Origin of the sequence: Rhizobium sp. N621, from assembly GCF_001664325.1 — a bacterium.
Classification (GTDB): domain Bacteria; phylum Pseudomonadota; class Alphaproteobacteria; order Rhizobiales; family Rhizobiaceae; genus Rhizobium; species Rhizobium esperanzae.
In genome coordinates this window covers 430,055-450,234 of sequence record NZ_CP013498.1, presented here as the reverse complement: position 1 = coordinate 450,234, position 20,180 = coordinate 430,055, and the positions used below count along the sequence as shown (strand labels likewise).

At 62.4% G+C, this 20,180-nt stretch carries 19 protein-coding genes; 10 read left to right on the top strand and 9 right to left on the bottom strand.

Going from position 1 to position 20,180, the window contains the following annotated elements; all coding sequences use genetic code 11:
- The first annotated feature begins 54 nt into the window (after window positions 1-54).
- The 6 genes from AMK00_RS26770 to AMK00_RS26745 all read left to right on the top strand — a co-directional run bounded on the left by AMK00_RS26770 (window position 55) and on the right by AMK00_RS26745 (window position 4,355).
- Window positions 55-1,035, top strand: a complete 981-nt coding sequence (locus AMK00_RS26770) for a 3'-5' exonuclease (protein WP_064812273.1) — start codon at window positions 55-57, stop codon at window positions 1,033-1,035.
- Window positions 1,036-1,197: 162 nt separating this feature from the next.
- Window positions 1,198-1,344: a DUF1127 domain-containing protein gene (locus AMK00_RS26765; protein WP_011428254.1), complete on the top strand. Its 147-nt coding sequence runs from the start codon at window positions 1,198-1,200 to the stop codon at window positions 1,342-1,344.
- 161 nt (window positions 1,345-1,505) lie between these two features.
- On the top strand, window positions 1,506-1,826 hold the full coding sequence (locus AMK00_RS26760) for a hypothetical protein (protein ID WP_064812272.1): 321 nt from the start codon (window positions 1,506-1,508) through the stop codon (window positions 1,824-1,826).
- A 60-nt stretch (window positions 1,827-1,886) separates the two neighbouring features.
- Window positions 1,887-2,723, top strand: a complete 837-nt coding sequence (kduI, locus tag AMK00_RS26755; RefSeq protein WP_064808722.1) for a 5-dehydro-4-deoxy-D-glucuronate isomerase — start codon at window positions 1,887-1,889, stop codon at window positions 2,721-2,723.
- Entirely contained in the window at window positions 2,720-3,484 is a 765-nt protein-coding gene (kduD, locus tag AMK00_RS26750; RefSeq protein WP_269465934.1) for a 2-dehydro-3-deoxy-D-gluconate 5-dehydrogenase KduD, read from the top strand. Before kduI ends, kduD begins: the two co-directional genes overlap by 4 nt.
- A gap of 124 nt (window positions 3,485-3,608) precedes the next feature.
- Window positions 3,609-4,355, top strand: a complete 747-nt coding sequence (locus tag AMK00_RS26745) for a FadR/GntR family transcriptional regulator (protein ID WP_064812271.1) — start codon at window positions 3,609-3,611, stop codon at window positions 4,353-4,355.
- Between the two features lie 61 nt (window positions 4,356-4,416).
- Here the strand turns inward: AMK00_RS26745 and AMK00_RS33335 are convergent, their stop codons facing one another.
- The 4 genes from AMK00_RS33335 to AMK00_RS26730 all read right to left on the bottom strand — a co-directional run bounded on the left by AMK00_RS33335 (window position 4,417) and on the right by AMK00_RS26730 (window position 9,218).
- Window positions 4,417-4,869: a hypothetical protein gene (locus tag AMK00_RS33335; RefSeq protein ID WP_237350521.1), complete on the bottom strand. Its 453-nt coding sequence runs from the start codon at window positions 4,867-4,869 to the stop codon at window positions 4,417-4,419.
- Between the two features lie 74 nt (window positions 4,870-4,943).
- Window positions 4,944-5,186, bottom strand: a complete 243-nt coding sequence (locus AMK00_RS33330) for a hypothetical protein (RefSeq protein ID WP_237350520.1) — start codon at window positions 5,184-5,186, stop codon at window positions 4,944-4,946.
- Between the two features lie 74 nt (window positions 5,187-5,260).
- Window positions 5,261-8,530 carry a GH36-type glycosyl hydrolase domain-containing protein gene (locus tag AMK00_RS26735; protein ID WP_064812333.1) on the bottom strand — a complete coding sequence of 1,090 codons (3,270 nt, stop codon included), beginning with the start codon at window positions 8,528-8,530 and terminating at the stop codon, window positions 5,261-5,263.
- Window positions 8,531-8,729: 199 nt separating this feature from the next.
- The gene (locus AMK00_RS26730) at window positions 8,730-9,218 is read right to left on the bottom strand and encodes a hypothetical protein (protein ID WP_064812270.1); all 489 of its coding nucleotides are present in this window, start codon (window positions 9,216-9,218) and stop codon (window positions 8,730-8,732) included.
- A gap of 243 nt (window positions 9,219-9,461) precedes the next feature.
- On the opposite strand from AMK00_RS26730, the gene AMK00_RS26725 reads away from it, so the two are divergent.
- The gene (locus tag AMK00_RS26725) at window positions 9,462-9,872 is read left to right on the top strand and encodes a hypothetical protein (RefSeq protein WP_064812269.1); all 411 of its coding nucleotides are present in this window, start codon (window positions 9,462-9,464) and stop codon (window positions 9,870-9,872) included.
- Between the two features lie 14 nt (window positions 9,873-9,886).
- Here the strand turns inward: AMK00_RS26725 and AMK00_RS26720 are convergent, their stop codons facing one another.
- Together AMK00_RS26720 and AMK00_RS26715 are read right to left on the bottom strand one after the other, a co-directional pair.
- Window positions 9,887-11,428 (bottom strand): DHA2 family efflux MFS transporter permease subunit, encoded by a 1,542-nt coding sequence (locus AMK00_RS26720; RefSeq protein WP_064812268.1) that lies wholly within the window; start codon window positions 11,426-11,428, stop codon window positions 9,887-9,889.
- A 269-nt stretch (window positions 11,429-11,697) separates the two neighbouring features.
- Window positions 11,698-12,606, bottom strand: coding sequence for a flagellin N-terminal helical domain-containing protein (locus tag AMK00_RS26715; RefSeq protein WP_064812267.1), 909 nt, complete (start codon window positions 12,604-12,606; stop codon window positions 11,698-11,700).
- Between the two features lie 317 nt (window positions 12,607-12,923).
- Between AMK00_RS26715 and AMK00_RS26710 the strand changes: the two genes are divergently transcribed.
- Window positions 12,924-14,945 (top strand): beta-N-acetylhexosaminidase, encoded by a 2,022-nt coding sequence (locus AMK00_RS26710; RefSeq protein ID WP_064812332.1) that lies wholly within the window; start codon window positions 12,924-12,926, stop codon window positions 14,943-14,945.
- A gap of 111 nt (window positions 14,946-15,056) precedes the next feature.
- Here the strand turns inward: AMK00_RS26710 and AMK00_RS26705 are convergent, their stop codons facing one another.
- Window positions 15,057-15,797, bottom strand: coding sequence for a helix-turn-helix domain-containing protein (locus AMK00_RS26705; protein WP_064812331.1), 741 nt, complete (start codon window positions 15,795-15,797; stop codon window positions 15,057-15,059).
- Window positions 15,798-16,074: 277 nt separating this feature from the next.
- Between AMK00_RS26705 and AMK00_RS26700 the strand changes: the two genes are divergently transcribed.
- Window positions 16,075-16,989 (top strand): DMT family transporter, encoded by a 915-nt coding sequence (locus AMK00_RS26700; RefSeq protein ID WP_064812266.1) that lies wholly within the window; start codon window positions 16,075-16,077, stop codon window positions 16,987-16,989.
- A 283-nt stretch (window positions 16,990-17,272) separates the two neighbouring features.
- A complete protein-coding gene (locus tag AMK00_RS26695; protein ID WP_064812265.1) occupies window positions 17,273-17,578 on the top strand; it encodes a hypothetical protein in 306 nt (101 codons plus the stop codon).
- Between the two features lie 21 nt (window positions 17,579-17,599).
- Here AMK00_RS26695 and AMK00_RS26690 read toward each other — a convergent pair whose 3' ends face one another.
- Both AMK00_RS26690 and AMK00_RS26685 read right to left on the bottom strand, forming a co-directional pair.
- Complete coding sequence (locus tag AMK00_RS26690) at window positions 17,600-18,802, bottom strand: ROK family transcriptional regulator (protein ID WP_064812264.1); 1,203 nt, start codon at window positions 18,800-18,802, stop codon at window positions 17,600-17,602.
- 75 nt (window positions 18,803-18,877) lie between these two features.
- Window positions 18,878-20,101: an MFS transporter gene (locus AMK00_RS26685; protein WP_064812263.1), complete on the bottom strand. Its 1,224-nt coding sequence runs from the start codon at window positions 20,099-20,101 to the stop codon at window positions 18,878-18,880.
- Between the last annotated feature and the right edge of the window lie 79 nt (window positions 20,102-20,180).

Genomic DNA, 20,180 nt, shown 5'->3' with positions numbered 1-20,180 from the left:
CATAGCGCGCCGCGGGCGATGGATTCGCCCGCGCCTCCGTGACATACAAAGTCGATGAGCGTGCACAGAGATTCGCAACTCGACATGTTTGCCAAGGCATCGCCCGCAATGGCCGAAGCACGGGGCCCATCGCGCCGGCGGCCGTCACCGCCGGCGCCCCCCTCCGATGAAGACATGGCGCGGGCGCTGGAGGAGAGCGGCAATTATCGCATCCTGAGGAAACTCGCCGCCCGGCCGGTCGCGGCAGCGAGACAGCCGGGTTTCTCGCGGCTCGGCGTCATCCTCGACACGGAGACGACGGGCCTCAGCCACCGCAGCGACGAGATCATCGAAATCGGCGCCGTCGCCTTCACCTTCAACGATGACGGCGCGGTCGGCGATGTGGTCGGCATCTATGGCGGCCTGCAGCAGCCCTCCAGGCCGATCCCGCCCGACATCACCAGGCTGACCGGGATTACCGACGCCATGGTCGACGGACAACTCATCGACATGCCGTCGCTGAGTGCCCTGATCGAACCGGCGGACCTCATCATTGCCCACAATGCCGGGTTCGACCGGCCGTTCTGCGAGGCCTTCTCGCCCATCTTCGCCGGCAAGGCCTGGGCGTGCTCGGTTTCGGAGATCGACTGGAGCGCCCGCGGTTTCGAGGGCACGAAGCTCGGTTATCTCGTCGGCCAAGCCGGTTATTTCCACGATGGCCACCGCGCGGTGGACGATTGCCACGCGCTCCTGGAGATTCTCGATCGCGAGCGAGGCGACGGTGAAAGCCCCTTCGCCGAGCTTTACCGCGCCAGCCAACGCTGCCGCATCCGCATCTTTGCCGAACACAGCCCGTTCGAGATGAAGGATCACCTGAAGGCAAGAGGCTACCGCTGGTCTGATGGAAGCGATGGCCGCCTGAAATCCTGGTGGATCGAAGTGGGCGAAGACGATCTCGGGGACGAGCTTTCCTATCTGCGTTCGGAAATCTACCGGTGGAAGGAGGCCGATCCGCCGATCGTCCGGCTGACGGCCTTCGATCGCTTCAAGGCCTGACGCCGGCCGCTGCCGTCAGAACCCATGCATTTGCCGCATAGGTGCAGTGAAGCATTGGCGCTGCAACAACCGAGGGTCCCGTATTATATCAAGCGCATCGAAGCAAACGAGGCGCCAAGGACTGGCAGCTAGGCTTCGAAAGCCCACGGAAAGGGGATCATCATGAACGTAGCACGCTCTTTCAACAATTGGCGCAAGTACCGTCAGACGGTCGCTGAACTGGGCCGTATGTCCACGCGCGAACTGGACGACCTCGGCATCGGCCGCGGCGACATCCGCAACGTTGCGCGCGCAGCCATCGCCCGCTAACAGCTAGACAGACGACCATCTTCGAGCCTTGCCAGCGCCTGCTTCTCCCGAGCGGGCGCTTTGCTTTTTGCGCTTGCCCGCCAGAGGGCGAGCTGCCCGCTTTTCGCATAACGCATAGCTGCCCTGCAAAGAAATGCCTATCATCTGAGCAGGAAATAAGTATGATTATTTCCATCGAAGCGATGCACCTCCTCCCGCATCCCTTCGAACATGCAGGCGCCCCATCCTCCTCCCAGGGTCGCTTGCGGGAACGGCAGCACTCCTCCTCCCAGCTGTCGTTCGGTTTTTATCGAAAGCCTGCCGCACCTCCTCCCGCGGCAGGCTTTTTCGTTTTGACCGAGGAATGTCCGACCGCGCCGAAAGCGGCGGCGCTTGCGATCGCTTCACGTTTGCTCAGCCGAGTCCCGGACAAACCTGTTGACACCAAACTTGTCGTACAACTATGTAACCAGACGGATACCGCCGCCGCGGAAGACGCCTGATGGACCGGCTTGCGCGATAGCGACGATGCGTGACGACAACGAAGCTGAAGGAAAACTGACATGCAGATCGACGTGAGGCACGCCTCCCATCCCGAGGCCGTGCGCGAATACGACACCGAAACGCTGCGGCGTCACTTTCTGGTCGAGACCGTTTTCGCAGGCGGCGAGATCCGGCTGACATATTCCCATTACGACCGGATGGTCATCGGCGGCGCCACGCCGCTTGGCTCTGCGCTGACGCTGACGGCGCCGACGGCGATCGGCCAGGAAACCTTCCTCGCCGAGCGTGAACTCGGCGCCCTGAACATCGGCGGTGCGGGCCGCATCATCGTCGACGGCACGAGCTACGACCTTGCCAAATATGATTGCCTCTACGCGGGCAAGGGCGCCAAGGACATCCGGTTTGAAAGCGCCGATGCTGCCAATCCGGCAAAATTCTATCTCGTCTCGACGCCGGCGCACCAAACGCACCCTACCGTGCTGCTCACCCGCGAAAAGGCGCGCCACCTGACGCCGGGCGAAGCGGCGACGGCCAACAAGCGCTCGATCTACCAGTTCATCCACCCCGAGGTCTGCCAGTCCTGCCAGCTCACCCTCGGCTTCACCATGATCGAGCCGGGCAGCGTCTGGAACACCATGCCGGCCCATACGCATGACCGGCGCATGGAAGCCTATCTCTATTTCGACCTCGACGCCGACCAGCGTGTCTTCCATTTCATGGGCGAGCCGCAGCAGACCCGACATATGCTCGTCGCCAACGAACAGGCGGTCATTTCTCCCCCCTGGTCGATCCATTCCGGCGCGGGCACCAAGAATTACAGCTTCATCTGGGCGATGGCCGGCGACAATAAGAGCTTCACCGACATGGATCACATCGCCATTGCGGATCTGAGGTGAGCGCCGTGGCCAGTCCCTTCGACCTTTCCGGCAGGACGGCCGTCGTCACCGGCGCCAATACCGGCATCGGCCAGGCCATCGCGGCGGCGCTGGCCGGGGCCGGCGCCTCGATCGTCGCCGTCGGGCGCTCCTCAATGGACGAAACCGAAGCACTGGTGAAGGAAGCGGGCAGCCGCTTCCATGTCATCAAGGCCGATCTCGGCACCATCGAGCCGGTCAAGGGGATCGTCGCCGAGGCCATCCAGACTTTCGGCGGCCTCGACATCCTCGTCAACAATGCCGGCATCATCCGCCGTGCCGATGCGCTCGACTTCACCGAGGAAGACTGGGATGCAGTGATCGACGTCAATCTGAAGACGGCCTTCTTCCTGTCGCAGGCCGCCGGCCGCCACATGGTCGAGAAGGGCAGGGGCAAGATCATCAACATCGCCTCGCTGCTCTCCTTCCAGGGCGGCATCCGCATCCCGTCCTATACCGCCTCGAAAAGCGGTCTGGCCGGACTGACGAAGCTGCTTGCCTGCGAATGGGCCGGCAAGGGCGTCAACGTCAACGCCATCGCGCCGGGTTATTTCGTCACCAACAACACGACGGCACTGCGCGAGGATGCCGACCGCAACGCCGCCATCCTGGCCCGTATTCCGGCGGGGCGCTGGGGAACGCCGTCCGAACTTGGCGGTGCCGCCGTGTTCCTGGCATCGCCCGCATCCGATTACGTGCACGGGACGGTGCTGCCGGTCGACGGCGGTTGGCTGGCGCGGTGATCGCTTTCACCGACTGACGAAGCACAGAGTCTCGGCTCGCGTCGTTTTTGCCTTTCCGGCCGGCATGCGCTAGCAAAGCATAGCGGCCGGCGCAGCCGCCCCGATAGGCAGGATTTGACAAGGGATGACGGACAAGGACAACGCGCTCTTCAGCACCATTCGCCAGCCCTCGAACCTGCGCAGCGGCCTTGCCGATACGCTGACGGCGCAGATCGAGTCCGGCGACCTGAAGCCGGGCCAGCGCCTGCCCACCGAACAGGCGATCATGGCGGCGACCGGCGTCAGCCGCACGATCGTGCGCGAGGCGCTCGCCACCCTGCGCGCCAAAGGACTGATTACCACGCATCAGGGCCTCGGGGCTTTCGTCTCGGACGATCCGGCACCGAGATCCTTCTCCATCATTCCCAATGATCTGCAGTCGATCGATGAGGTTCTGCGGGTGCTGGAACTGCGCATGGGGGTCGAATATGAGGCGGCCGGTCTGGCCGCGCTGCGGCGCACGCCGGAAGATATCGACCGCATGCAGGACCGTCTCGATGCTCTCGACAGGGCGCTCGAAGAAGGTGGATACGGCGCAGAGGAGGATTACGCCTTCCATAGGTCGATCCTGGTCGCGACGCAGAATTCCTACTACGGCCGCCTCTTCGACACCTTCGGCAACCTCATGGTGCCGCGGCAATGGGCGCGCTTGGACAAGATGACGGCTGCGGAGCGCAAGCGCCATGCCGCCCGCATGCGCAGGGAACACCACGCCATATTCACCGCGATCCGCGACGGCAACGAAGCGGCCGCGCGGCGTGCCATCCGCAGCCATCTGTCGAAGAGTGCCGCCCGCTTCGAGGAACTGCGCGACGCGACCGACCTGTCCTGAACGTTCGCTTCTTGAGGGCGTTGCGTGGTTTCCCGCTGAACAACGCAAATGAAGAAAAGCGTTACGCGCCGCCCTCATCAGATAGCCAAATCCGCAATTGGCCGACCGGCCTGAAACCCAGTTTTGTCATTTCGTCCAGTGCTTCATCACGATCGTATCCGACAAGCGGCAGATCGGGTGAAAAGGCGACAGTGGCCAATGAGATGGCATCCTGGAAGACCTGTGGCGTGCCAGCCAAGCTAAAGATGTTGGATATCCCGACAGCCTCGGGTGATCGATTTACGATGCAGCCCGCGTCAAAGCCGTCGCCAGCCCATCGGCCATAGATGTGTATGTCGGGATCGGAGAGCAGAGCCAGTGTGAAGACGTTGGCATCTGTGGGGCTGCCCGACTCTTTCCACGAATGTTCCCAGCGTTCCAGGGCCGCGCCATCGCGAATGCGTGCCCAATCTTGCGACGCACGCGCTGAGGTTCTGTGAGGTTCAGCCCAAATCCATGATGCGGAAAACAACAACTGGAACCCTTTGTTGACAAGATCGAGTCTGGAAAACCCGTCTTTGACACCAGGACGCCGTCCTAGCCGATCTGTCAGCCGACCGAAACCAGCTGTTCGTCCGTTGCATCCGGGTCGAGTGTCGTCATATTGGAATAGTATGGCGGTGCGATCGCGTCACTTGACCAAAATGCGCTGGTGCGCTGATCCGGCAGTCCATGGGCACGGAAAACCGCCTGATACAGGTCTGCATTGTTAGCGGCACAAATGCGCGCTTTTTCGGCATCGGATCGTGCCGTGTGGTTCAGGATTTTGCTTTGTGAGGAGTTGCGGATCATAAGAAACCCCGTTGCTTGGCGTTCTCTCTTACCATTGTTTAGCGTTCTCTCAACGCTATCCCTTCCACATTCGGCTACCTCAGCCGCCGCCAGGCGGCGTGATCCGTCTGCAGATTGACGGCGGCATGCGCCGCAGGCAGGAGCGGTTTGCGCCTGCGCCGGCCGAAGCGTCGTTTGAAGCCCAGGATATTTTCGACGAAACTCCTGGTGTAGAGGCCAGGTCCGCTCGAATAGATGCGCCATCCACCGTCGACGGCGATCTTTCCGGTCTTGGCGCGCGCCCAATGCTCCGCCGCCTGATAACGGTCATGGAAAGCCGCGTCGCTGCTGCTGAAATAGGTGTTGCGCTGGCGCAGTGAAGCATGCGGCAAGGCCGTCGTGACGGCGATCGGATTGACGACGGCGATCGCCTTCCACAGCTCCTCCGCCGAAGCCTCCAGCGCCAGCGTTTCGCAATAGCGCAGATGCGCATGTACATACATCAGCCCGATCTCGCGGCCGAAGAAGGACGAAGATTCGGCTCGGCGAAACAGCGTTTCGGGCCCACCGGAGTAGGTCGCCGGCTTTTCCATCAGCCGCACGCCGTCAGGGAAGAGCAGATGCTCTTCGATCAGCCGCATGTGATGCCGCCTCTGCGCCGGCGTGAACAGCTTGCCGAGCATAGCCTGCGTCATCGAGATCAGCGAGAAGGAAAGACCGGTGCGTTTGTCGCTCGGATGAAGCAGCAATTCGACGCCGTCATGGGCGGGATCGAAGATGCCATAGCCCGCAATGACGCCGTCGCGCACGAGATGGCGGTTGAAATCCCGGCGCATCGCGGTTGCGATCTTCCGCAGAGCCTTTGCCTTGCCGCCGTTGCCGCAGCGGCGCAGGATGGCGGAATAACGGACGATCTGCTCATAGAGCAGGGCGACCGTCCAGCTGCTGACCATCCAGTCGCGCAGATGCGGATCGGCCGGCTGCAGCGAATCGTTCCAGTCTCCCTCGCCATAGCGGATCAGATGCGTTCCCGGGATGAACTGTGTGCGGACAGTATCGAGCAGCTTCTCGACATGGGTCGCGATAGCATCGGTCTCGGGCGCCTTCTGCATGGTCTTTTCGTCACGCCAGGAGACCTTCTCGTCGAGAATGCCAAGATCACCGGTCGCCTCGATGTAGTCGCAGAGCGCCTTGAGCGGCCAGACGATGACGTCGCCGTGACTGTCGCCCGCGCGAATGTTGGCATAGGGCTCCAGCATGAACCATTGCGGCCAGTCGCCTCCTTCCAGATATTGCTCACCGAAGACGGTCTTCACCACTTCTTTGGCTTCGCGGTCGTGCTCATAGGCGAGCAGAAATTCGATCGGCCCCTGGCAGGCATCGCGCGTCCCCCAGGCCGCACCCGTATATTGTTCCAGGCCGTGCGGCACGCTCAGATGGACGATGGCGTCATGCGCGAGCCAGGGCAGGAGGGTCGCCTGGGCAGCGAGATCGGGCGAAGGACTGTCGATGCTCATGCCGCGCACGACGTTACGCCAGAATGCCGATGCCGGCGCAAGCATGGCCTCATCGGTGAGGCCGCTCTCGTAACGGCTCGCCAGCCGTTCAGCTTCTTCGGCATCGGTCATCGAGCCGACGACGGCAAAGGAGAGCGCCCGCGTCGGCCGGGACTTGAGCGCGATGAACGCGCCGTTGCGCGCAACGCCATCGGCATACAGCAGCTCGTCGCCGCCGATCTCGTCGATGGCCTCGGGCGTCGAACTCACCAGCCAGTAGACGGCATCGGGATAACGCTCGCCCCAGAGCCAGGCCGGGTCCGGCCGGAAAGAGATGCGTTTGCGGCCGGGATCGAATTCGATCTGCCCGCCGGCGTCATATTCGCGCTCCCCGAGCACGACATGACCAAACACCAGGAAGCGGCACGGCCTGCCCTCAACCGACACGCTCCACTGCATTGCCGCATCCTCGCCGGAAGCGACCGCCGTGACCATGATCCTGCGCTCCGGGCACTCGTAGATCCAGCGGCAGTCGTTCAGTCCCATCTCAAAAGCCGATGGCACCGCCAGAAGCTGCCAGCCCGCGCCGAGATCGGCCATGATGCGCAGCCCGCTGGCGCGCGTCAGATTGTAGGGATCGCGGGACACCGAAAAGAGCTTGTGAAAGGATGTATTGCCGATCGTCAGCTGCGCGGCGAAAATCCCCTGCATCCAGCAGCTGGCGGCAAGGGTGGAATCGTCGAGCAGCATGTTTTGACCGCTTCGCACGATGGCGCCATGGCGCCGCGCGACGATGAGTTCCTTGTCGCGCAGAACGACGTGGCGGTTGAGAACGCCGTCCGGCACGAAAAATGAAAGAAGCTTTCCGTGCGCGCGCTCTTCGAGGCTCCGCTCCGGATAGAGCTTTCGGATCCCGCTCAGGTCCAGCGCCTCGGCCTCCAGCAGGGGCGCATCCTGAAGCAGGCTGCGAACGGCCGGGGCCGCCCCCGGATCGGCGGCTGCACTTTCCGGCACCTTGATATCCTCGAGCCGCGAAAGGTCGGCATCGCCTGACGCCTCGGGATGATCGGCGGCGAACAGGGCAAAGAAACTCGCAGTCGCACCGCTTGCCGGTACGGAGAAGGATTTCGACTGAATGGCCGGACAGGCCGTCTCCTGCTGCCGCCGGTCGCTCGGCAGACTCGTTCCGAAGCGACCGACCAGCAGGTCGTCCTGGCGATGCTTCGCCTGCACCAGCTGGATCGCATCCGTGGCATAGGCAGCCGCGCCATCGAAGCACCCCTGGACGAGCCAAGGATTGCGGGCGCCCGGCTGCTTGAGATTTTGCCGGTTCATGACGACGGGGCCGTATGTCTTGTGATCGGCGATATGGTGATCGACATATTGCGAAGCATAGGCTTCACTGTTCATCAGGAAACCGCGATCGCCGAGACCGACGTCCTGGATCAGCACCAGATCCACCGGCAGCGTTCCCTTCCTCGGATGCTTGAGCGAGACGCGCCAGAACCAGGCGGTTTCGGTAGCATGAAGCTCGAGGCGGACGGTGTAGCTGATATCGCCGGCCTTGCCGCTCCAGGAAAAGCTCGTCGCGTCGTGCCCGAAGCGGCCGTCGGCGCGAGGGCCGACGATCTCGATGACATCAGGCTTGCCGCCGCCGATGCGCAGGTAGAGGCGGCTGATGCCGCCGTAGAGCGGCGAGCCCTGGATCTGATTGATCTGCACCACCCCCTTCTCGTCGGCATATTCGATGGCAAACAGCGTGCCGTTCGGCAAAGCCGATATCGACAGGCCGGAACCGTTGCTGATCGCAAGGAGACCCAGCTCTTCGCGTCGTGGCATTTGCAAACTGCGCTTGAGGTCCAGGGCCATAAAGATCTCGTCGCTTGATATCAGAGGGGAATCGAAGGATGGCGCAAAAAGATTGAGAGAAATCTTACCGGTGACGGGAAGATCGACAAGGTGCCGCGACTGATGAACGCACATCAGAGCGCTACCGAAACTCGCCTAAAGCGGAACAGATTCAGGCAGAGCGGAATAGGAAACGAAAAATATCACGGTGCGCAGATGGCTATCGCCACTTCTCGATGAGAAATCCCGATGGTCCCTTAACGGGATCGGCATCGGGCAGGGGCACTGACGAGATTTTCGCCACCATTTCACTTGAAGCAACCGAAGTCTGAATATCGGCATGCTGCCCTTTGGGATAAGCGCCGATGACCTCGAAGTCCGCCGTGCAGCCGAGGTTTTGGTGCCCGGTTCCGGCTGGAAGCACCAGACAGTCTCCCGCCGCGACTTCGAACGCTCGACCGCCGGGACCGCCGATCAGCAGTGTGGCGCTGCCACGTGCAATGCCCAGCACTTCATGAGCGCCGGAATGGTAGTGCTGATAATCGAAGACACCGTTCGTCCAGATGCCGGTCCAACCATTTGTCGCGAAGCGACTTTTGAAATCACGAGGTCCCCCGTCGGCAAAGACATCCCGGTAAAGCAATACGGGAAGGCGCGGGTTGTTCGGAACCCAGTCGCTCTCATCGAAAATAATCGTCTCGGTGTTCATGCTGAATTCCCACGGTAGGCGATGATGGCCTCAACACGATGGTCTTGCGAGCCATCGGTGCTGGTGGGCGAGTTCGGTGCGTCTGCCATTGAACTCATCTCCGTCGATGGCTTCAAAGGCTAAACTTTGGCGGCCGCCGGCGGTTCCCTCACACGCTGGAGCCTCGCTATGCCATAGAGACACTTTTTGCTTGGCGAATTGGCTTAACGCTAGGTAAGACCCCTCTTTTTGAAAGAGGGCAACATGCGAAAATTATTATCGATTCTATTCAGCTCAGTCATCGTGGCGGGAACAGCGCACGCTCAAGCGAGAGTTCAGGCCACCCACAGCAACCGCCTGATCGAGAGCTATCGCGCCTATATCGGCGACGCTGATCTTTACAATTCAAATGGGGCCAGACTTACCCGGCCGTGGCAGATCATCCGACAAGACCGGGCGAATTTCCATCAGTACCATGTGCGCGATCATGACGATCAATCGGACTCATTCTTTGCCGATCCGGCAAACCGCCAGGCTCTGGAGCAGATGCTTCGGAACGGTACGATGACGCGAGAGGCCGCCAATATGATCCTGCGTGGCAATATATGGATTGATGTTGATATCTACGGTGACCAAGGAACCGGTCGATGGATCGACGTTTCTGTATCCGATTGATATTTCGCCAGGTCTCATGCCGGTGCCGGCCGCCTGGCGAAAGGGACCGAGAGCAGGGCGCAGCCGGTCAGGACGGCGACGACCATCCAGGCTTCGTTCATCGCCTGAACGCTGGCCGCGGTCTGGACCAGCGGATCGAGCGTGGCCATGGCATCGGCATCGAAGCTGCCGCTATGTCTCGATATGATCTCGGCAGGCGCGCCGACAAACGTGGCCGCCTCGATGTCGCCGGCCGCAAGACGTGCCCAGAGGTCTTGTCCCAGCGGCTCCGAGCGTGTGTAGATGATGGTGTCGATCAGCGCGATGCCGATGGCGCCGCCGAGATTGCGCATCAGATTGAAAAGCCCGCTCGCATCGGGAACGCGATCGGCCGGAAGCGTGCCGAGCGCCAGCCTGGTCGGCGGCAGCAGGCAGAACATGATGGCGACGCCGCGCACCACCTGCGGCCAGAACATCGCGTCGTAGTCCGAGCGCGGATCCTGAAACGCGCTCATACCGACGCCGATCGCAAACAGGGCGAAACCGGCGGCCGACAGCAGCCGCGCATCCATGCGCTTCTCCAGCACGACGGCGACCGGCGCGGTGACCAGCTGTGCGATGCCGGTGACCAGCATGGTCACGCCGATCTCAAGGGCGTCGTGGCCCCTGATGAAAGCGAGAAAGACCGGCATGAGATAGACCGAGCCGAAAAGGCCGATGCCGAGTATGAAGCTCAGCACCGAGCCGACCAGAAAATTCCGATCGCCGAAATTGCCGAGATCGACGATCGGCCGGCGTCGGCGCAGCGTTCGCGTTATGAACGCGCCGCCCGAGACAAGGCAGACGGCCAGCAGGCTCAGCACATAGGCCGAGGTCCAGCCGCTGGTCGGCGCCTCTTTGAGGCTGAGTTCCAGCGCCGTCAGCGCGGCCGCCATCAAGAGGAGCGACAGGCCATCGAGATGCCTGAGTTCGGAGGGATCGGTCGCCTGCTTGGGAAGGAAGCGGGCCGCCAGGATGGCCGAGGCAAGCCCCGGAAGGATGTTGATCAGGAACAGCCAGTGCCAGGAATAGGTTTCGGTCAGCCATCCGCCGACGATCGGGCCGACGGTCGGCGCAAGCACCGCAAGCACGCCGGCAATCGTCGTCGCGAGCGCTTGCCGCTCGTTCGGAAACAGGATGAACACGGCCGAAAACACCGAGGGGATCAGCGTCCCGCCGGAAAAGCCCTGAAGCACCCGCCAGGCGACCAGCACGCCGAAGCTGCCGCTGGCCGCACAGCCGGCAGACGCCGTCACGAACAGACCGATGGCGACGACGAACAGCCACCGCATCGTCAAAAGCCGCGTCAGCAGGCCGGTCAGCGGGATGGCGACCACTTCGGCGATCAGATAGGCCGTCTGTATCCAGCTCATCTGATCCGGACCGATATCGAGCGCCGACTGGATGGTCGGCAGCGATGTCGCCACCACCTGAACATCGAGGATCGCCATGAACATGCCGACGCACATGGCCAGGAAGCCGAGCCAGACGATGGCGGGCGTTCCGTCAGGACGAGCGGCTTCAAGTCGTTCCGACATGCGAGGATCCCGCCAGCGGGCATTGTCTGCATCGGTGAGAAATCTAGGGCCTTCATGTTTGCGACCGAAACGATCCGCATGTCAACCGGCATGCTGCGGCGAAAAGCTGACAGCGCGCACAGACCGAGGAGATCGCCACCAGCCGGGCGTTGGTCGCTCATTCCCAAAATGCGACCGAGCCTGACCGGGAAGGCCAGGCTCGGTGTTCGATCGGCGAATTTGGGCCGGCCGTTCTATGCGCCCGGCTCCCGTTGCGTCGGCCAGTCCGATTAGCCGCGGAAGAGCGACAGGATGTTCTGGGACGAGGAATTCGCGATCGACAGCGACTGGATCGCCAGCTGCTGCTGGGTTTGCAGGGCGGAAAGCTTGCTCGACTCCTCCTCCATATCGGCATCGACGAGGCGGCCGACGCCGGAGTCGATCGAATCCGACAGCGCACCGACGAAGTCTTCCTGCAGTTCGATGCGGGTCGAGACCGAACCCAGCTGTGCACCGGCCGAGGTCATCGCCGAGAGCGCGGATTCGATGGTCGACAGCGCCGACTGGATCTGGCCGGTGGTAAAATCGGTAATGTCGAGCGAGTAAACGGAATCGCCGTTTGCATCAGCCGTTCCGAGGATACCCGTGGAGGTTTCGATCGAGCCGCCGCTCATGCCGAACAGGACGTTGCCCATCGAGCTGGTATCGAGAGCGTAATCGGTCATTTTCACCGAAACGGCGCCGGAGCCGTCGCGGACGAAGGACGATACGACGCTCACGGTGCCATCAGCACCGGCGACCCAGTTTTCGCCGGAGAAGGAAGCCGACTGGGCAATGCTCATCAGCTGTTCCTGCAGCTGGCTGATTTCCTCCTGGACCTTGGATTTGTCGACGCCGTCTTCGGTCGCCGCCACCAGCTTGGCTTTGATCTCGTCGACGACGTCGATCGCGCTGTCCATCGCCGTGTAAGCCGTATCGACCTTTGCCGCGCCGAGGCCGAGGGCGTCGGAGACGGCAGACAGCGCCTTGTTGTCGGAGCGCATCGTGGTGGCGATCGACCAGTAGGCGGCGTTATCGGATGCGGTGTCGACCCGATAGCCGGTCGAGACGCTGTTCTGTGTCGTTTCGAGATTGGAATTGATGCTGCGCAGCGTCTGAAGGGCAGCCATTGCGGAATTGTTGGTATTGATGCTCGTCATTGGAGTTCGCCTGCTTCGGAGGTTGAATATGGTGAAACCCGGGACACATCCCGGCCGTGGCGAGCAGCCTCATGCTTATTGACCTTTCGTTTCCGATCAATTCGCCATCGTTGGATTAATTATCGTACTTAAAAGTACCTTAATGGTTAACGCGATGCGCGTGGGCCGAATTTTTATTCGGAAGTCGCCGCACAGAAATTCCGCGTCGCCGATTGACGCCCCGGCGAAAAACCGACTATCAATATTAAATCAATTTGATTGACTTCAATTCGCATTCCGATCCTCGAAGCCTGGTTTTCCCTGAAGGAAGAGTGATGATGTCGACACCGCGACCGAACGCCCTGCGGCTTGAAACCCTTTGGAACCCGCCCGCCGACGGTAAGGAATTCTCCTATGTCCTGCGCCTCAAGAACCTCGGCAGCGAGCCGCTTTCGAATTTTTCCCTCTGCGTCAGCGGCCCGGGCCGCGTCGATCCGGCCGGACGCGTCGAAGGCGCGACGGTCTCAAAGCGGCTTTCCAATTTCACCGAATTCCAGCCGCCGGCCGGTTTCGTGCTCGGCGCCGGCGAGACCTGGACGGTCTCCGTCTATGCGCTGAGCTGGCAGTTCCGCCACTGGACGGACGGTGCGACGAGCGCCTATCTCGCCCTTGCCGATGGCAGCACCATCGTGCTCGGCGTCGAGCCGACGCGCTCTTCGGTCAGCAACGCGGCCCTGAAACGCGGCGCCGAGATCTATCCCGTTCCCGCCAATGCGCCCGTCCAGATTTCGGTCATCCCCTGGCCGAACCATGTCGCGGTCGCCGCGCGCCGGCCGCTGCCGGCCGGTTTTGCCCCGCGGGCGCAGAGCACCGAAGGGGAGGCGGCGGCGAAAGGCTTCGCGACGCTGGTCGACCATCTCTTCGCCGTCGAAAGCATCGTGCGCAGCGAGGCCGAAGGTGCTGTACCCGTCATCCTGCAGGATGCCGCCGGCTTCGGCCCCGAAGCCTATCGGCTGAGCTTCGACGAGGAGACCCTGACGGTCGAGGCGAGCAGCCGCACCGGCTTCCTCTACGGCCTCGTCACACTCGGCCAGATCTGGCGCGGCGCCAGGCTGCATCCCGGCGTCTTCCAGTTTCCCGCATCCGGCGAGATCGTCGACGAGCCGTCGATGGGCTGGCGCGGCCTGCATCTCGATGTCGCCCGCCAGTTCTATGGCGCCGCCGAGGTCAAGAAGCTGCTGGCGGTGCTTGCCTGGAACAAGCTCAACCGCTTCCACTGGCACCTTTCCGACGACGAGGCCTGGCGCGTCGAGATCGACGCCTATCCCGCCCTGACCGAGATCGGCGCCTGGCGCGGCCACGGCCTTGCCGTGCCGCCGCTGCTCGGGTCAAGCCCGGCCCGGACGGGCGGCTACTACACCAAATCAGTCATCCGCGAAATCGTCGCCCATGCGAAGAGCTTCGGCATCGAGATCGTGCCCGAGATCGATATGCCCGGCCATTGCTACGCCATGCAGCAGGCGATCCCGGAGCTGCGCGATCCGGCCGAGAAAGGCAGCTACTACTCGGTCCAGGGCTTTCCCGACAATTGCATCAATCCGGCCCGCGAGCAGACCTACGAGATCGTCGAGACGATCCTTACCGAACTGATCGAGCTCTTTCCGTTCAAAACAATCCATCTCGGCGCCGACGAGGTGCCGCTCGGCGCTTGGTCCGGCTCGCCGGCAGCACTCGCGCGCCTGCGGGATGTCGCCGGCGATGGGGTTGCCGATGCTCATGCCAAGCGGCTCAACGTCGTCACCAACACGCACGGCGCCGACGATATCCACGGCTCGGGCGCAGCGATCCTGCAGGCGGCGTTCCTGGAGCGCGTCCAGCGTTTCCTGGCAAGCAAGGGCTGCATCACCGGCGGCTGGGAAGAGGCGGCGCACGGCGATGTCATCGACAAGGAGAAGAGCTATCTCTGCAGCTGGCGCAATGTCGAGGTCTCGGCCGAGCTCGCCGAACGCGGCTATCAAATGGTCGTCTGCCCCGGCCAGGTCTATTACCTCGACATGGCGTTGAGGCCGGATTGGGACGAACCGGGCGCCAGCTGGGCGGGGAATTCCGATGCGGAGAAGCTCTATAAGTTCGATCCGCTCAGTGGCTGGACGGCGGCGCAGAAGCAGAAGCTGCTCGGCATCCAGGCCTGCATCTGGTCGGAACCGATGACCGACCGCGCCGTCTTCGACCGCCTCGTCTTCCCGCGCATCTCCGGGCTTGCCGAAACCGGCTGGACGAAGCCAGCCGCCAAGTCCTGGGAACGCTTCAAGGCGCTCGCCGGGTTGATGCCGCTGCTTTATGGGCTGCAGGAGTCGTAAGGCATGTCTCGCAAAAGTGTGCAGCGGTTTTGCGATAAAGACATGCGTAAAAGCAAAGACCTAAAGCGTGACAAGCGATCTGAAAGATCGCGACACGCTTTAGCACCGGCGCTATTGTCGCTGCCGGTAGGCAGAGGGTGTAAGACCGGTGCCAAGCTTGAAGGCCCGCGTCATGTGGCTCTGGCTGCTGAAGCCGCAGGCCGAGGCGATCTGCGCGATCGGCTCCACGCCCGATAGCATCATTTTGGCGCGCTCGACGCGACGGTGCGCCACCCAGCCATGCGGCGACACGCCAAAGCTTGCCCGGAACATCCGCTGAAAATGAAAGGCGCTGAGCTGGCCGATATCAGCCAGATCCTGCAGGCGGATCGTCTCGCCAAGATGGGCCTCGATATAATCCAGGGTTCGGCGCCGCACATGCGGCGCGATCCCGCCGCTGATCGTACAGGCACGCATGCCTCCATAACGCGGATCAACGAAGAGATCGTGGATCGCCTGCGTCATCGCTTCTTCGGCGAGCAGATGCCCGCCCGCCAATATCGCTTCCGTCATCTGCCGAAGCCTCAGCGCCAAGGCGGGGGCATCGTCGAAGGTCACTTCGGGAAGAGCCATGAGCCGCGCATCGCGGTCAAAGGTCTCGGCAAACATCCGCCGCATCTGATCGTCGGGAATATACAGATGGACGAATTCGAAGAAGTCGGTGATTTCCCATTCGGACGAGTACCCCTGCGGCATGATGCACAGCACACCAGGACGGCCGCGCGCGTCGGGGCCGCCATCCAGCCGCCGCGTTCCGGCGCCGCCGCTCAGATAAAGACTGAACGTATGACCGTCCGGCCGCTGATAGCTCATCCTGTCATGCGCATTGCTCCAGATGGCAGCCGATCGCCCGAAACCCAGATCGATCGACTGTGACATCCGCGCAGTGGGAGAGGCGGACAAAAACCTAAAAACCGAGAGGCGGCTATCGTTCACTCATTCTTTCTCACAGCTGGCCACGCGCTCAGAATAATACGGGGCGACCGCTGAGATGGCGAGAGGGAAGTCCGGGCACATCGATTTCATAGCAAGAATCTGCAAGAGACCCGCTCACGGTTTGCCTATTGGTGGAGAAAACGAGGATACCTCCATGGCAAATGCCGTTCTTTTCATTGCGACCGTTCTCATCTGGGGGACGACCTGGATCGCCATTGCGATGCAGGTCGGTCCCGTGCCGGTGCTGGTCTCGGTCTTTTACAGATTTGCGCTCGCAGCGGTGATCTTCGTCGCCATCCTGGCTGCCATGCGCCGGCTCAAGCTTCCTGCCTTGCGCGATCAACCCTTCATCCTGGCGCAAGCGCTCTGCCTGTTCAGCCTCAATTTCATCTGTTTCTACAATGCCGCCGGCTCGATTCCTTCTGGGCTGATCTCGGTGATCTTCTCGCTCGCGACGATCTACAATGCCGTCAATGCGCGCCTCTTCTTCGGCGACCGCATTACCGGCCGCACGCTCTTCGCAGCGGCGCTCGGCGCGACCGGCCTTCTCCTGCTGTTCGGAGAGGACGTTGTCGTCGATTTCGATATGGGCACGCTGAAAGGGATTGGGCTCGCAGCGCTCGGCACGCTGTTCTTCTCGCTCGGCAACATGGCATCGCGCCGCAACAGCGCGGCCGGCATCTCGCCGCTGACCGCAAATGCCTGGGGCATGACCTATGGCGCGATCATCCTCCTCGTGCTGATTGCCGTGACGCGGACGCCGATCGTGGCACCACCCGGCATAACCTATCTTGCCGCGCTGCTCTATCTCTCGGCGATCGGATCGGTGATCGGTTTCACCACCTATCTCATGCTGGTGTCGCGCATCGGCTCCTCACGCGCGGCCTACGCCACCGTGCTGTTCCCGATCGTCGCCCTGTCGCTGTCGACGGTCTTCGAGGGCTATCACTGGAGCGGCCTCGGCCTGATCGGCCTGGCGCTGACGCTACTCGGGAACGTGGTCATCTTTGCACGACCTCTCGCGCGGCGGTCGCCGCAACCAGATGCGAGCTTGCCGGCACGCAGCTGAAGGACGGGCAGCGTCGCGGTCTTTCAGATGGATCGCGACGTCTTCGACCGTCGTATTCCCGCGGATCTCAGGGCTTTCCGAAACCGACTGGACGAGGCCATCGCCCAAGCCACGGAAACGCTTCAAAGGAGCTCGGAGGACACTTGGGTCATACGATCCGTTAACCACCTTCAATGTCGTAGAAGGGGAAGCAGAGGAGAACGCTCATTCCACTTGCGCGAGGAAAAAATCGCGAGATGCTGCGAGTATATGTGGGCGATTTTTCCAAGGGCTAGGGCAAGGAATGACGCACGGCGAAATCAACTTTGCGATCCGCGTCACGCTGGGAATTGATGTTGTCATCATCTGCGTGCTGATCGCATACTTTTATGTGCGTAACGAAATGCTCGCAGCACGCGCTGCCCGGATAGGGAATATAACTTACCACGCCGGAACTATTTTCACGGGAATCGCCTATGGCCACCCCGATTGTCCGCCCGAGATTGCCGCAGAGTATCTATCACTCAGGCGTAAACGTCTTATAATAACCACCATCGCCTCTTCCCCGATGATAATTTACATGATTTTCCTTCGGAAATACTTTCACTAGACCACAATACCCCTTGACCGTTTAGCCGACCGGCTTCTGCAGCACGTCGAAGCGTGGATTGGTTTCGGAAAAGATCGGCAGGGCGGCGGCGCCGAGGATGGCGGTATCCTTGCCGGTCATGCCGATCATCACGCGCGGCACCGTCCGCTGCCGGCCGGGGTCGATCGGCTCGTGCAGCGGCTCCAGCCGCTCGGCAAGCCGGCGCATCAGCGAGGTCGGCAGGCTGCCGCCGAGCACGATGGTCTGAGGATCGAAAGCGAGCTCGAGGAAATCGACGGTCTGCCGCAGCGGCTGGACGGCTTGGTCGAGCCAGGTCTCCAGACCGTCGCTGCCCCTTTCGATCAGCGCGTCGAGCGCGTCGGACGATAGCTCCCCTGCATCGGCGATGCCCATGAAGTCGTAGGCGACCGACGGCGAGACATAACGATCGAGGCAGCCGCGTTTGCCGCAGCTGCAGAGCCTGCCATGCGGCTCGACGATGATATGGCCGATTTCGCCGGCATTGTTGCGGCTGCCCTTGTAGAGATGGCCGTCGAGGAACATGCCGGCGCCGATGCCGCCGCCGCCGGCCAGAAACAGGTAGACGAAGCTGGCGAGGCCGCGGGCAACACCGTGCAGGCGCTCGCCGATCGCCGCCGCCGTCGCATCGTTCTCGACCAGCACCGGCGCATTGAGCCGCTGTTCCAGCTCGTGGCCGACGGGGAATCCCTGCCAGCCGGGCAGGCTCTGGGGGCTGAGAGAGGTGGTGCCGCCCTCGGCATAACGGCCGGGCAGGGCGATGCCGACGCCGAGCAGCCGCTGCTGATCGAAGGCGAAGGCCTGCCTGAGATGCTCGACGATCGACTGGAGGACCGGCATCGCCCGCTGCGGATCGGGGTGTTCGACCTGGCGCTCGATGCGCGCGCAGACGGCGCCGGAGAGATCGGTCAGCACGCCGCTCGCCCGCTGGCGGCCGAGCTCGAGACCGATCGAATAGGCGCCGGCCGGATTGATGGAATAGGGGATGATCGGCTGGCCGCGCGCCAGCTTCTGCGCCTCGGCGGCGACGAGCAGATGCGACCTCTCCAGCTCCTCGACGATATTCGACACCGTCTGCGGCGTCAGCGCCGTCATTCGGGCGATCGCCGCCCGCGACAGGGAGCCGTGCGTGCGGATCAACTCGATCACCACCCGCCGATTGTGAGACTTGGCCTGCTCGAGATTCGTGCCGGAAATCGCCTTCATGTCGCCTTCAGAGGATAAGCCTCACCACCCTTGTCACAAGACGGGTGGCGATGAAAGCTCCATTCTTCGTACCGCCTATTGAACCCCGGCGTCGGCGGGCGCAACGGCATTGCGCCGCTGCAGCAGGCCGAGGATCGTGATCCCAGACAGGCCGGTGACTGCGCTCAGAATGGCGGTTCCGGAATAATTGCTCGCCCAGGTGCCGACGGCGAAGACCAGCGCACCGATGCCCGCACTCGCAAAGACATTGACGGAGATCAGCGCGCTGCCGAGCCCTGGCCGGTCGCCAATGAGATCCTGCAGGTAGGTGATCGGAATGCTGATGATCGCCGCAGCACCGATACCGGCAAGCAGGGTCAGCGCATAGAGATGCCATGGAGCGGAGGCAAAGCCGAGCAGGCCGAGAAACAGCGCGTAGATGATGGTCCCGGCGGCCAGCGCCGTCATCTGGCCGGTCTTCCGGGCGATCCGCGACCAGACGATGATAAAGATGATCTCCAGCGCTGCGACGATGCCGACGAGAATGCCGACATCGCTGAGGCGGCCATGCGCCGCGCCCGTGGCGATCAACGGCAGCAGGGCGTCGTTCAGATGCAGCGTGCTGGTGATCAGCGCCACGCCTGCGATATGCGCCGAAATCCGCGGCGACACCACCTGGCGGAGCGCTTCGAAATAGGTGAGACGGCGAACCTCCGCCAACATCGCTCCGGCGCGCTTCGGAAGAGCGAAGAGGATGATGCCCTGGCAGAGCACACAGGAGAGGCTGGCAAAGAGATAGGCCGGCAGCATGCTCGATGCACCCGAGAGCACAAGACCCGTGATGCCGGGGATCAGCACCCAGGAGAGCGAGATCATCGCGCGCACGCCGGAGTTGGCCGTCACCATGTCGCTGCGGCTCATGCCCTGCATCGCCGCGCGCGCATTGGCAAACAGCAGCGAATTCAGCGCCCCGTAGATCGGCAGCGGCAGCAGCGCGCTGACGATGAAGGTCGCCGCGCTCGGAAAGGCATAGACGATGCCGTAGCCGAAAATGCCGAACAGACAGGCGCCGATCATCGCCGAACGGTATTCGCCGAGCCGGTCGGCAAGATTGCCGAGCAGGACGCTGATCACCACATTCACCGCCGCCGAGGCAAAGGCGAGGAAGGAATAGAGCCCGTCGCTCAGGCCCAGTTCGCGAATGCCGACGATCGACCGATAGGGCGCGGTCATCGCCCCCGCCATGCCGAAGGTGAAAATGGCGATCATGCTGGCGCGGATCGCCGGATTGCGGAAGACGTCGGGAAAGAAGCGGCTCATCGGATCATCAATCGAATGGGAAGATTCGCGGGCGCGGCCGCGGCGGGCAGTCCTGAAGGTCTGTCATGCTGTCTGTGCG